At 70.8% G+C, this 12685-nt stretch carries 9 protein-coding genes; 7 read left to right on the top strand and 2 right to left on the bottom strand.

Annotation, left to right across the window (positions count from 1 at the left end):
* The first annotated feature begins 48 nt into the window (after window positions 1-48).
* From miaA to hflX, 6 genes are all read left to right on the top strand, one after another.
* Window positions 49-987, top strand: a complete 939-nt coding sequence (gene miaA / locus RMT89_RS01940; protein ID WP_315882124.1) for a tRNA (adenosine(37)-N6)-dimethylallyltransferase MiaA — start codon at window positions 49-51, stop codon at window positions 985-987.
* Window positions 988-1095: 108 nt separating this feature from the next.
* Window positions 1096-1599 (top strand): hypothetical protein, encoded by a 504-nt coding sequence (locus RMT89_RS01935; RefSeq protein ID WP_315882176.1) that lies wholly within the window; start codon window positions 1096-1098, stop codon window positions 1597-1599.
* Window positions 1600-1650: 51 nt separating this feature from the next.
* Window positions 1651-2520: a diaminopimelate epimerase gene (gene dapF, locus RMT89_RS01930; RefSeq protein WP_315882123.1), complete on the top strand. Its 870-nt coding sequence runs from the start codon at window positions 1651-1653 to the stop codon at window positions 2518-2520.
* Window positions 2521-2817: 297 nt separating this feature from the next.
* Window positions 2818-4947, top strand: coding sequence for an HD domain-containing protein (locus RMT89_RS01925; protein ID WP_315882122.1), 2130 nt, complete (start codon window positions 2818-2820; stop codon window positions 4945-4947).
* Window positions 4948-5030: 83 nt separating this feature from the next.
* Window positions 5031-6494: a M1 family metallopeptidase gene (locus RMT89_RS01920; protein WP_315882121.1), complete on the top strand. Its 1464-nt coding sequence runs from the start codon at window positions 5031-5033 to the stop codon at window positions 6492-6494.
* A 154-nt stretch (window positions 6495-6648) separates the two neighbouring features.
* Window positions 6649-8142 (top strand): GTPase HflX, encoded by a 1494-nt coding sequence (gene hflX, locus RMT89_RS01915; RefSeq protein WP_315882120.1) that lies wholly within the window; start codon window positions 6649-6651, stop codon window positions 8140-8142.
* A gap of 67 nt (window positions 8143-8209) precedes the next feature.
* Here hflX and RMT89_RS01910 read toward each other — a convergent pair whose 3' ends face one another.
* Together RMT89_RS01910 and RMT89_RS01905 are read right to left on the bottom strand one after the other, a co-directional pair.
* On the bottom strand, window positions 8210-9376 hold the full coding sequence (locus RMT89_RS01910) for a hypothetical protein (protein WP_315882119.1): 1167 nt from the start codon (window positions 9374-9376) through the stop codon (window positions 8210-8212).
* A 136-nt stretch (window positions 9377-9512) separates the two neighbouring features.
* Window positions 9513-10733, bottom strand: a complete 1221-nt coding sequence (locus RMT89_RS01905) for a hypothetical protein (RefSeq protein WP_315882118.1) — start codon at window positions 10731-10733, stop codon at window positions 9513-9515.
* 503 nt (window positions 10734-11236) lie between these two features.
* On the opposite strand from RMT89_RS01905, the gene RMT89_RS01900 reads away from it, so the two are divergent.
* A complete protein-coding gene (locus tag RMT89_RS01900) occupies window positions 11237-12631 on the top strand; it encodes a diaminobutyrate--2-oxoglutarate transaminase family protein (protein WP_315882175.1) in 1395 nt (464 codons plus the stop codon).
* Window positions 12632-12685 lie beyond the last annotated feature (54 nt).

Genomic DNA, 12685 nt, shown 5'->3' with positions numbered 1-12685 from the left:
CACGTAACTCGTTCGAGGCCACCCTGTGAGGTTTGCGAGACTGGGGCGGTGAGCAGCACACCCTCCGCCCCCCGCGTCATCGCCGTCGTCGGCCCCACTGCGGCCGGAAAGTCCGATCTGGGCGTTTTCCTGGCCCGAGAGCTCGGCGGCGAGGTCGTCAACGCCGACTCCATGCAGCTCTACCGAGGGATGGACATCGGCACCGCCAAGCTGACGCCCGAGGAGCGGGCCGGCGTCCCGCACCATCTGCTGGACATCTGGGACGTCACCGTCACCGCGTCCGTCGCCGAGTACCAGCGGCTCGCGCGCGAGCGGATCGACGCGCTGCTCCTCGAAGGACGCTGGCCGATCCTGGTCGGCGGCTCCGGCCTGTACGTCCGTGGCGCCGTCGACAACCTGGAGTTCCCCGGCACCGACCCCGAGGTCCGCGCCCGGCTCGAAGAGGAGCTGACCCTGCGCGGCTCGGGCGCGCTGCACGCCCGGCTGGCCGCCGCCGACCCGGACGCCGCGCACGCGATCCTGCCCAGCAACGGCCGCCGTATCGTCCGCGCCCTTGAGGTGATCGAGATCACCGGCCAGCCCTTCACCGCCAACCTCCCGGGCCATGACTCGGTCTACGTCACCCTGCAGATTGGCGTCGACGTCGCCCGCCCCGAACTTGACGAGCGCATCGCCCGCCGCGTCGACCGGATGTGGGACGCGGGGCTCGTCGACGAGGTGCGCGCCCTGGAGGCGCGGGGGTTGCGTGAGGGGCGTACGGCCTCGCGCGCGCTCGGCTACCAGCAGGTGCTCGCGGCGCTCGCCGGGGAGTGCACCATGGAGGAGGCCCGCACCGAGACCGTCCGTGCCACCAAACGCTTCGCGCGCCGGCAGGATTCATGGTTCAGGCGCGATCCGCGGGTGCACTGGCTCAGTGGGGCTGCGGCGGATCTCACAGAACTGCCGGACCTCGCACTGGCGTTGGTCGAACGACCGGTTACAGCCTGATCACGTCCTGGCATCGGGACGCTCCGGCCGTCATCGTGGCCTCCGGCGCCGTGCCATCATCGAGCTTCGATCGACCAAGTGGAGTCCGAGTTGGGAGGGCGCGTGGCGATGGAGGCCGGCCCTCGCGACACCGCACAAGGCACCGAACCCGTCACCAGTGACCGGGGCGAACCGGAGCAGGACGGCGACCGTCTGAGCCCGGACGGGCCCGACGAGACGCAGGGCGGCGTGACCGCCGACGGCCCCGAGCCGGAGGAGATGTTCACGAGCGGCCCCGAGGTCGAGGTCGAGCTGCGCCCGCAGCGCAAGCTGCGTATCTGGCAGCTCGCCCCCATCGTGTCGCTGGCCGCGGTCGGCTCCCTGATGTTCGCCTTCCCGCTGGCCTTCGACTTCGGCGACAGCGGCGCGGTGATCGCCATGCTGGGCCTGCTGATCTGCTCGTGCGCGGCGGGCTGGGGCATGATGGCGGCGCGCCGCGTGGGTTACACGTGGCCGGGGCTGCCGCAGCGCGGCTCGGGCCGCAGACCGGACTGGCGGGTCGTCCTGGCGTACGTGCTGGTGGTCGCCGCGGTGATCGTGCTTGCGGTGTGGCGCGTGGCGCGGTTGCGCTGAGCCGACGGCGCCGCTTTGGGCGGTGTCGGAGCGGCACCGTACGATCGAGGAATGAGCGCCACGATCGCCTTCCTCAAGGGTCACGGAACCGAGAACGACTTCGTGATCGTCCCGGACCCCGAGAACGCCATCGACCTGCCCGCCACCGCCGTCGCCGCCCTGTGCGACCGCCGCGCGGGCATCGGCGGTGACGGCCTGCTGCACGTCGTGCGGTCCGCCGCACACCCCGAGGCGAAGGACATGGCGGCCGAGGCCGAGTGGTTCATGGACTACCGCAACGGCGACGGCTCGATCGCGGAGATGTGCGGCAACGGCGTCCGCGTCTTCGCCCGCTATCTCCAGCGCGCCGGACATGTCACCGAGGGAGACCTCGCGGTCGCCACGCGCGGGGGCGTCAAGCGCGTGCACCTCGCCAAGGACGGTGACGTCACCGTCGGCATGGGCAAGGCGCGGCTGCCCGAAGGGGACGTCACGGTGAGCGTCGGCGAGCGCAGCTGGCCCGCGCGGAACGTGAACATGGGCAACCCGCACGCCGTGGCCTTCGTGGCCGACCTCGCGCACGCGGGCGACCTGTACTCCCCGCCGCAGTTCAGCCCGGCGTCGGCCTACCCGGACGGGGTGAACGTCGAGTTCGTGGTGGACCGCGGCCCCCGGCACGTCGCCCTGCGTGTGCACGAGCGCGGCGTCGGTGAGACCCGCTCCTGCGGCACGGGCGCGTGCGCGGTCGCCGTGGCCACGGCCCGCCGGGACGGCACCGACCCGGCGGTGACCGGTACGCCGGCGACGTACACCGTCGATGTGCCCGGTGGCACCCTGGTGATCACCGAACGGCCGGACGGCGAGATCGAGATGACCGGACCCGCGGTGATCGTCGCCGAGGGCACCATCGACGCCGACTGGCTGGAGACGCTCGCCCGCTGAGCCGGGCAACGACTTGATATCGGTGTGCCGGGCATCCGGTCGGCGGAGGCGCTCCCTCCCCGCCCGCCCGGTCGAGGATCGAATCCCCGGTCGGCCCCAGGTCGCACGGTTCGAAACCGTAAACCTGCGAACCTTCGCTCGAATGGGTGATCCGTTTCACGCTCGGCGAGAGGCGGTCAGCCGCGCGTGATGGGCTCGGTAGCATCAAGCACCGGCCCGGACGGGGGATTGCCAGTCCCCTGAGCCGTGTCCGCCATGGGGCACCCCGTCCGCCGGTCCACGCAGCCGGAGGTGCCCATGAGTGCGGAGGCCACGAACCCCGCGACGCCAGGTCCGGTGACCGCCGGGCCAGCCGCGCGCTGGCGGGCACGGATCGACCTGCGACGCCTCGGGCGTGCCGCGCTGCTCGGTCCGGCCGCCCGTGACCGGCTGCCCGACGCCATCGGCCATGTCGCCGAGGCCCACCGCGCCCACCACGCCGACGCCGACCTCGAACCCCTGCGCCGCGCCTATGTGCTGGCCGAGTCCTCGCACCGAGGCCAGATGCGCAAGAGCGGTGAGCCGTACATCACGCACCCGCTCGCGGTGACCCTCATCCTCGCCGAACTCGGCGCCGAGACCACCACGTTGACCGCCTCCCTGCTCCACGACACCGTCGAGGACACCGAGGTGACCCTCGATCAGGTCGGCGAGCAGTTCGGTGCGGAAGTGCGCTATCTCGTCGACGGCGTAACGAAGTTGGAGAAGGTCGACTACGGCGCCGCCGCCGAGCCCGAGACCTTCCGCAAGATGCTCGTCGCCACCGGCAACGACGTCCGCGTGATGTCGATCAAACTCGCCGACCGGCTGCACAACATGCGCACCCTCGGCGTGATGCGCCCCGAGAAACAGGCGCGCATCGCCAAGGTGACCCGCGACGTCCTCATCCCGCTCGCCGAACGGCTGGGCGTCCAGGCGCTCAAGACCGAGCTGGAGGACCTGGTCTTCGCGATCCTGCACCCCGAGGAGTACGAGCACACAAGGGAGTTGATCGTCGACAACGCCTCCCGCGCGGACGATCCGCTCGCCGAGGTCGCCGACGAGATGCGCACGGTCCTGCGGGACGCCGACATCCAGGCCGAAGTGCTCATCCGGCCACGGCACTTCGTCTCCGTGCACCGGGTGGCCCGCAAACGCGGCCGGCTGCGCGGCGCCGACTTCGGGCGGCTGCTGGTGCTGGTGGGCGAGGACGCGGACTGTTACGGCGTCCTCGGCGAACTGCACACCTGTATGACGCCGGTGGTCTCGGAGTTCAAGGACTTCATCGCCGTACCGAAGTTCAACCTGTACCAGTCCCTGCACACGGCGGTGGCCCGTGAGGACGGCCAGGCCGTCGAAGTCCTCATCCGCACCCACCAGATGCACAAGGTGGCGGAGGCGGGGGTGATCGCGCTCGGCAACCCCTACGCCCCGTCCTCGGACGAGCCCGTCGACGGCGAGCGCGCCGACCCGACCCGCCCCGGCTGGCTCTCCCGCCTGCTGGACTGGCAGGAGGGCGCGCCCGACCCCGACACCTTCTGGTCCACCCTGCGCGAGGACCTCGCCCAGGACCGCGAGATCACCGTCTTCCGACCCGACGGCGGCACGCTCGGCCTGCCCGAGGGCGCGACCTGCGTGGACGCGGCCTACGCGCAGTACGGCGAGGACGCGCACGCGTGCATCGGCGCCCGCGTGAACGGCCGTCTGGCGACCCTGAGCACGGTGCTGCGGGACGGCGACACCGTCCAGCTCCTCATGGGCCAGGACCCGGCGTCCGAGCCGTCCAGGGAGTGGCTGGAGCACGCCCACACCGCCGCGGCCCGCATCGCCATCCAGCGCTGGCTGGCCGCCCACCCCTCGCACGAGGACGACGAGGGCCGCGCCGACGAGGGTGCGACGACGCCCCGCCCCACCACGGAGGCGCTGTCCATGGAGGGCTCCCCCACGACCCGCCCCGCGGCGAACGTCGTGGCCGACCTGCCGGACGCGACGGTACGTCTGGCCGGGTGCTGCACACCGGTACCGCCGGACGAGATCACGGGGTTCTCGGTACGCGGGGGAGTGGTGACCGTCCACCGCGTCGAGTGCGCGGGGGTGGCCCGGATGAAAAGCACGGGCCGACCGGAGATCGGGGTGCGCTGGGGTGACACGACGGAAGTCCGGGTGACCTTGGTAGCCGAATCGTTCGTCCGCCCCCACCTCCTGGCCGACCTGACCGAAGCGATGGCCCAGGAGGGCGCGGAAATCGTCTCGGCCACGGTCGAACCCCCCGCCCAGCAAAGGGTCCGCCACACGTACACCGTCCAACTCCCGGACGCGACGCACCTGCCCGGCCTGATGCGGGCGATGCGGAACGTGGCCGGGGTGTACGACGTGAGCCGGACGCAGACGCAGCCCGGAGTGTCGTAAGGACGCAGCGGCCACGACCCCTTTCGGGTGGGCCGATCGCGCGTCGCCGCCGCCCCGCCCGCCCCCGCTGGTAGCGGTGGTCCATGCCGCACACGCCCCGCAAGGCCACTGCCCTCCTCGCCTCGGCCGTCACCGTCTGCCTCCTCGCCGCCGGCGCCCCGGCCGAGCCCCTAGGTATCGGCGACCGCCTCTTCCCCCACCTCGGCAACCCCGGCTACGACGTGGCGTCGTACGACCTCTCCTTCACCTATCCCGGCACCAACAGCGAGCCCCTCCAGTCGGTCACCACCATCGACGCCTGGACGACGGCCACCCTCGACCGCGTCAACCTCGACTTCGCCCACGGCGACATCGAGTCCGTGGAGCTGGACGGCGAACCGGTCGCCTTCACCACCGCCGGCGAGGACCTCGTCGTCACCCCGGACGAGCCGCTGCCCACCGGCAGCTGGATGCGGATCACCGTGCGGTACACCAGCGACCCCAGGCCGGCCAAGGGTCGCGACGGCGGCTGGGTGCGCACCGCGGACGGCCTGGCGATGGCCAACCAGGCCGACGCCGCCCACCTGGTGTTCCCCGGCAACGACCACCCCTCCGACAAGGCGATGTTCACCATCAGGGTGACCGCCCCCAACGGATATACGGCCGTGGCGAACGGCCTGCCCACCGACGTGGACCGCGCCGGCGCGGCGACGACCTGGACGTACCGCACCCAGCACCCCATGGCCACCGAGCTCGCCCAGATCTCCATCGGCCGCTCCACCGTCTTGCGCCGCACCGGCCCCCACGGCCTGCCCGTGCGCGACGTGGTCCCCACCAAGGACCGCGAGCGCCTCGAACCGTGGCTGAAGAAGACGCCGGACCAGATCTCCTGGATGGAGGAGAGGGTCGGCCGCTACCCCTTCGAGACGTACGGCGTGCTCATGGCGGACGTGGACACCGGCTTCGAACTGGAGACACAGACCCTCTCCCTCTTCGAGAAAGACCTGTTCACCGAGCCTGCCTACCCCGCCTGGTACGTGAAGTCGATCATGGTGCACGAGCTGGCCCACCAGTGGTTCGGCGACAGCGTCAGCCCCCGCACCTGGTCCGATCTGTGGCTCAACGAAGGGCACGCCACCTGGTACGAGGCCCTGTACGCGGAGGAGAAGGCCGACCGACCCCTGGCGGCCCGGATGAAGGCCGCATACGGCGCCTCCGACCGGTGGCGCGCCGCAGGCGGCCCCCCGGCCGCGCCGAAGGCCCCTGTCCCCGGCCAGAAGATCAGCATCTTCCGTCCGAACGTCTACGACGGCGCGGCCCTCGTCCTCTACGCCCTCCGCCAGGAGATCGGCCGCCCGGCCTTCGAACGCCTGGAACGCGTCTGGGTCGCCCGCCACCAGGACGGCGTCGCCACCACCGACGACTTCGTCTCCCTCGCGTCCGAGATCGCGGGGCGCGACCTGAGCGGCTTCCTCCAGCCCTGGCTGTACGGCGAGAAGACCCCGCCGATGCCCGGCCACCCGGACTGGAAGCCGGTCGCTCCCGTGAAAGCCCCGGCCGCGAAATAAGCCGATGACGAGACGGCCCGTCCCGTGCGACCATCTTCAGGTCGGCGCGGGTACGGGCCCGGAAGCGCGGGCGATTCCGCGGGAATCTCCCGGGGCACCCGTACGTTGTGAACAATGACCGCCGTACAGGAATCCTCAACGACGTAAGGACCCAATGACCTCCTCTTCTTCCCCTTCCCAGGACACGCAGCGCCTCGCGCACACCCACCCCGAAGGTCTTCGGGCCGATGCCCTGATGGAAGAGGACGTCGCCTGGAGCCACGACATCGACGGAGAGCGGGACGGCGACCAGTTCGACCGCTCCGAGCGCGCGGCTCTGCGCCGCGTGGCGGGCCTCTCCACCGAGCTTGAGGACGTCACCGAGGTCGAGTACCGCCAGCTCCGCCTGGAGCGGGTCGTGCTCGTCGGTGTCTGGACCACGGGGACCGTGCAGGATTCGGAAAACTCCCTCGCGGAGCTCGCCGCCCTCGCGGAGACCGCGGGCGCACTGGTGCTCGACGGTGTGATCCAGCGCCGCGACAAGCCCGACGCCGCCACCTACATCGGTTCCGGCAAGGCCGAGGAGCTGCGCGACATCGTCCTCGAAACCGGCGCGGACACCGTCATCTGCGACGGTGAGCTCAGCCCGGGCCAGCTCATCCACCTCGAAGACGTCGTCAAGGTCAAGGTCATCGACCGTACGGCCCTGATCCTCGACATCTTCGCCCAGCACGCCAAGTCCCGAGAGGGCAAGGCGCAGGTCGCGCTCGCGCAGATGCAGTACATGCTGCCGCGGCTGCGAGGCTGGGGTCAGTCGCTGTCCCGTCAGATGGGCGGCGGCAAGGGCGGCGGCCTGGCCACCCGTGGTCCCGGTGAGACCAAGATCGAGACGGACCGGCGCCGCATTCGCGAGAAGATGGCGAAGATGCGCCGGGAGATCGCGGACATGAAGACCGGCCGCGAGATCAAGCGCCAGGAGCGCAAGCGCCACAAGGTGCCCTCGGTCGCCATCGCGGGCTACACCAACGCCGGTAAGTCCTCGCTGCTCAACCGCCTCACGGGCGCGGGCGTCCTGGTCGAGAACGCCCTGTTCGCGACCCTGGACCCGACCGTCCGCCGGGCCGAGACCCCGAGCGGCCGGCTGTACACGCTGGCGGACACCGTCGGCTTCGTCCGGCACCTGCCGCACCACCTGGTCGAGGCGTTCCGCTCCACGATGGAGGAGGTCGGCGAGTCCGACCTGATCCTGCACGTGGTCGACGGTTCGCACCCGAACCCGGAGGAGCAGCTCGCCGCCGTACGCGAGGTGATCAGGGACGTCGGCGCCACCGACGTACCGGAGATCGTCGTGATCAACAAGGCCGACGCGGCCGACCCGCTGACGCTCCAGCGGCTGATGCGGATCGAGAAGCGCTCCATCGCCGTGTCGGCCCGCACCGGCCGGGGCATCACCGAGCTGCTCGCGCTCATCGACAACGAGCTGCCGAGGCCGTCGGTCGAGATCGAGGCGCTGGTGCCGTACACGCACGGCAAGCTGGTCGCCCGCGCGCATGACGAGGGCGAGGTGATCTCCGAGGAGCACACCCCGGAGGGCACCCTGCTCAAGGTGCGGGTGCACGAGGCACTGGCGGCGGATCTCGCGCCGTACGTCCCCACTCCCGCGGGCTGATCCATGACGAAGGCCCGCCCCCGTAGCGCGCCGCGCACGGGGGCGGGCCTTCGTCATGCCGGCGGCGTCACTGACCGCCGTAGGCCTTGCTCATGTTCTGGTACAGCGCCTCGGCGTTCGCACCGAGCTGCGGCCCGGCCAGCCAGGTGTTGTCCTCGGGGCCGATGGAGGTATTCGACACCAGCTTGGTCTCGCCGTCCACCACCCGGAACCAGCCGCCGCCGGAGGAACCGCCGGTCATCGTGCAGCCGATCCGGTACATCGTCGGCAGGCTCGGGCTCAGTGAGAAGCGGCCCGGCTGGTCGAGGCACTTGAACATCTTCAGACCGTTGTACGGCGGCGCCGCCGGGTAGCCCCAGGCGCCCATCGTGCCGGACTCGGTCGCGGACGGCGCCGAGAAGTCCACGTCCAGCGCGGCCCCGACCGTCTCCTCCAGCGACTTGGCGCCCTGCTCCGGCTTCACATGCAGCACCGAGTAGTCGTACGCCGCACCCGCGCCGCCGGTGGCCGAGCCGCCCTGGATCCACTCGTTCGAGGTGGAGGCCCAGTCCGCCCACCAGTTGCCGTAAGGGGCGATCTCCGTGGAGTCGGCGTTGCCCAGCTCCGCCTCGGACTTGCCCAGGTCGTTGTAGGCCGGGACGAAGACGATGTTGCGGTACCAGCCGCCCTTACCGCCCGCGTGCACACAGTGGCCGGCCGTCCACACCAGGTTGGACTTGCCCGGGTTGTTGACGTCCTTGATCACCGTGCCGGAACAGACCGCGGGACCGTCCGGGGAGTCGAAGAAGACCTTGCCGACCGGGCCCGCGTTCTTTTGGTACGGCGTCTTCTCCGCGGTCGCCTCCACGGGCGCCGGCTCGGGGTCGCTGACGCCCTGGTCGGCGGAGGCGTCCTTCGTCGAGACCGTCTTGTCGGCCTCCTTCGCGGACTGCATCCGGTCGGGCTTCCACAGGCCCTCGATCACCGGGTTGACGAAGTCCTTGGCCTCACTGAGCCACTTGTCCTTGTCCCAGTCCTGCCAGCCGCCGTCGGCCCAGGCGTCGACGTCGATGCCGTTTTCCTTCAGCTTGTCGGCGATGCTCTGTGGAACCTCGGCCTTGCCCAGGTCTGCGGCCTGAGAGGTGCTGGGCTTGTCACTCGCCTTGTCGTCGCCGGACCCGCTGCACGCGGTGGCGGTCAGCGCCACGGCCGCGAAAAGCGCGGTGGCGGCGAGGCGGGTACGTGTGGAACGCATGGTGCGGTGACCCCCGTAGAACTGCTCTGACTGATTTTGACGTGCCCCTGGCACGCGACACCCCACTATGCCCGGGGAGTTGAGGGCGAACGGCGGTGGGACCGTGAAGGTTTCCCGGTCCCACCGCCACCGGCGATCACTGGCCGGCGAATTTCCCGCTGACCTCGTCGAACACGCCCTTGGCCGCCTCGCCGAGCCGCGGTCCGGCCAGCCAGCCCGACTCCACAGGTCCGATGGAGGTGTTGGAGACCAGCGCGGGCTTGCCGTCCGAGCCCCTCGCGACCCAGCCACCGCCCGACGAACCACCGGTCATCGTGCACCCGATGCGGTACATAGTGGGGTCGGCCTTGTTCAGCGACAGCCGTCCCGGCTTGTCCTGGCACTGGTACAGCTTCTGCCCGTCGAACGGCGCCGCCGCCGGGTATCCGGTCGCGGTGATGCTGTCCACCTCCGGCACGGCCGGAGCGTTGAAGTCCACCGGCAACGCCGAACCGACCATCTCCTCCAGCGACTTGCCCTCGCTGCCCTCCTCCGGCGTCACATGAATGACGGCGAAGTCATAACTGGCACCGTCCCCGCCGGTCGCACCGCCCTGCTCGATCCACTGGTCCGAGGTCTGCACCCAGTCACCCCACCAGACCCCGTACGGAGCGACCTGCTCCCGGGTGGCGCTCTCCAGCTGAGCCGTCTCCATGGCGTCGTTGTTGTACGACGGCACGAACGCGATGTTCCGGTACCAGCCGCCGCTCTTGCCGGCGTGCACGCAGTGGCCGGCCGTCCACACCAGGTTGGACTTACCGGGGTTGGCCGGGTCCGCTACGACCGTCGCCGAACACACCATCGTGCCCTCGGGGGAGTCGAAGAACACCTTGCCGGCCGTCGGCGCGCTGTCGTGGTACGTGGCCGGTACGGCCTGCGCGTTCACCGGAGCCGGCGTCGGGTCGGTCACGCCCTGGTCACCGGAGAGGTCACCCTCGTCGACACCCTTGTCCGGCTCCTCGGCCTCGCGCATCCGGTCCGGGTCCCACAGGTCCTCGATGATCGGGTTGACGAAGTCCTCGGCCTCGCGCAGCCAGTCGTCCTTGTTCCAGTTCTTCCAGGCGCCATCCTTCCACTTGTCGATGTCGATCCCGCGTTCCTTGAGACGGTCCTTGATGTCGTCCGGGATCGAGATCTTGTCGTCACCAGCGGCGGCGGTCGCGGAGGAGCCGCCACCGGCGTCCGCGTCGCCCGAGTCACAGGCGGTGGCGGTGAGCGCGAGGACCGCGGCGAGGGCGACGGCCGCGGGCAGGGGGGAGGTTCCGCGCCGCGCGCCCCTCCCTCGGCGAGTGATGAACGACGGCCGTATCGATCGCATGAGCTGACTCCCCCTGAGGTGAACGAACTTGGCAGCACTGCCGCACTCCCGCGCCGCTCAACGCGGCGACCGGGAACGGCAACACACACTATGCGCTCGCTGTGAGGGACTCCCGACGGAACGGCAACGGTTCCGTCACGGCAAGGATCTTGAAGCAACCCGTAACCGGGTGAGCGGTGCGGGGTTGGTAGCGGTGGGGGTCCTGCTGCCGGTGCGCGGTCCCCTGTGCCCAACTCCCCGGAGCTTCGAGCGAAGCCTCGCGGGGGTGCGTATGTCGGGACGGGCGAGGACATCAGTGACCCGCTCGCCCCTGGACGGCGGGAGGACGGGGAACGGTGACTGTGACCGAGCCTGCGGGCGGTGGGCAGGGGGTGTGTTGGGCCGGGGCCCGTGAGGGCGGGGCGCCTGCGCCAGAGGTGGGTGAGGACGGCACTGCCGAGGTCGAGGTGCTGGTGCCGGGGGCGCGTGAGCCCGGCGGGCGCAGGGGCGTGGGGCGTGAGGCCATGGGGGAGCGCTCCTCGTGGCACGAGGGGATTCTGCGGCGGCAGTCGGCGCGCGAGTCGGCGGCACGCACCTACGCGCGGGCCCTGCCCATCGTGCCGGTGCGGGCGCGCGGGATGACCATCGAGGGCGCGGACGGGCGCCGTTACCTGGACTGTCTCTCGGGGGCCGGAACTCTCGCTCTCGGCCACAACCACCCCGTCGTCCTGGAGGCCATCCGCAAGGTCCTCGACTCCGGCGCACCGCTGCACGTCCTCGACCTCGCCACCCCCGTCAAGGACGCCTTCACCACCGAACTGTTCCGCACACTTCCCCCGAAACTCGCCGACCACGCGCGCGTGCAGTTCTGCGGCCCCGCCGGAACCGACGCCGTCGAGGCCGCCTTCAAGCTCGTCCGCACCGCCACCGGCCGCAACGGGATGCTCGCCTTCACCGGCGCCTACCACGGCATGACCGCCGGCGCCCTCGAAGCCTCGGGCAACGCCTTCGACGTACGCGTCGCCCGCCTGCCCTACCCGCAGCACTACCGCTGCCCGTTCGGCGTCGGCGGCGAGCACGGTGCCGAACTCGCCGCCCGTTGGACCGAGTCCGTCCTCGACGACCCCCAGTCGGGCGTACCGCGCCCCGCCGGGATGATCCTGGAACCCGTGCAGGGCGAAGGCGGAGTGATCCCCGCCCCCGACACCTGGCTGCGCCGCATGCGGCAGCTCACGCAAGACCGGTCCATCCCGCTGATCGTCGACGAGGTCCAGACCGGAGTCGGACGCACCGGCGCCTTCTGGGCCGTGGAGCACAGTGGCGTCACACCCGATGTGATGGTCCTCTCCAAGGCCATCGGCGGCAGCCTTCCCCTCGCCGTCGTGGTCTACCACGAAGACCTCGACGTCTGGGAACCCGGCGCCCACGCGGGCACCTTCCGCGGCAACCAACTCGCCATGGCCGCGGGCACCGCCACCCTCGCCTACGTCCGCGAGAACGGCCTCTCCGCACGCGCCCATGACCTGGGCACCCGCCTGCTCGTCGAACTCCGCGCATCGATGGGCGAATTCGCCTGCGTCGGCGATGTCCGGGGGAGAGGCTTGATGATCGGCGTGGAGGTCGTGGACCCCGCGCGGGAGCCGACGCCGAAGCAGCGTCCTGAGCCGCGCCAGGATCCGATGCGACCGGATGCCGCTCGCGATCCTCGCCCTCCAGCCCCCGAACTCGCCGCCGCCGTCCAACGGGAGTGCCTGAGGAGAGGCCTGATCGTCGAACTCGGCGGCCGCCACAGCAGTGTCGTACGGCTCCTCCCGCCGCTCACGATCAGCGAGGAGCAGGCGGCCGCGGTACTGGACCGTCTGACCGACGCCGTGCACACGGTCGCCCGCGACCACGCCGGAACCCGGCCTCTCCACTGACGGCTTCCTCTCCAACAGAGCCACCTCCCTAGGAACAGAGCAGAAGTTGAACAC

Origin of the sequence: Streptomyces sp. P17 (assembly GCF_032436805.1) — a bacterium.
Classification (GTDB): domain Bacteria; phylum Actinomycetota; class Actinomycetes; order Streptomycetales; family Streptomycetaceae; genus Streptomyces.
Note: the sequence above shows the minus strand (reverse complement) of the source record. Positions and strands in the feature narration are given on the sequence as shown.

Excerpts from the sequence above, each read along its gene's own strand:
- hflX (WP_315882120.1), top strand. The coding sequence starts at position 6,649 with ATGACCTCCTCTTCTTCCCCTTCCCAGGACACGCAGCGCCTCGCGCAC.
- RMT89_RS01900 (WP_315882175.1), top strand. The coding sequence starts at position 11,237 with ATGGGGGAGCGCTCCTCGTGGCACGAGGGGATTCTGCGGCGGCAGTCG.
- dapF (WP_315882123.1), top strand. The coding sequence starts at position 1,651 with ATGAGCGCCACGATCGCCTTCCTCAAGGGTCACGGAACCGAGAACGAC.
- RMT89_RS01925 (WP_315882122.1), top strand. The coding sequence starts at position 2,818 with ATGAGTGCGGAGGCCACGAACCCCGCGACGCCAGGTCCGGTGACCGCC.
- RMT89_RS01920 (WP_315882121.1), top strand. The coding sequence starts at position 5,031 with ATGCCGCACACGCCCCGCAAGGCCACTGCCCTCCTCGCCTCGGCCGTC.
- RMT89_RS01935 (WP_315882176.1), top strand. The coding sequence starts at position 1,096 with ATGGAGGCCGGCCCTCGCGACACCGCACAAGGCACCGAACCCGTCACC.
- RMT89_RS01905 (WP_315882118.1), bottom strand. The coding sequence starts at position 10,733 with ATGCGATCGATACGGCCGTCGTTCATCACTCGCCGAGGGAGGGGCGCG.
- RMT89_RS01910 (WP_315882119.1), bottom strand. The coding sequence starts at position 9,376 with ATGCGTTCCACACGTACCCGCCTCGCCGCCACCGCGCTTTTCGCGGCC.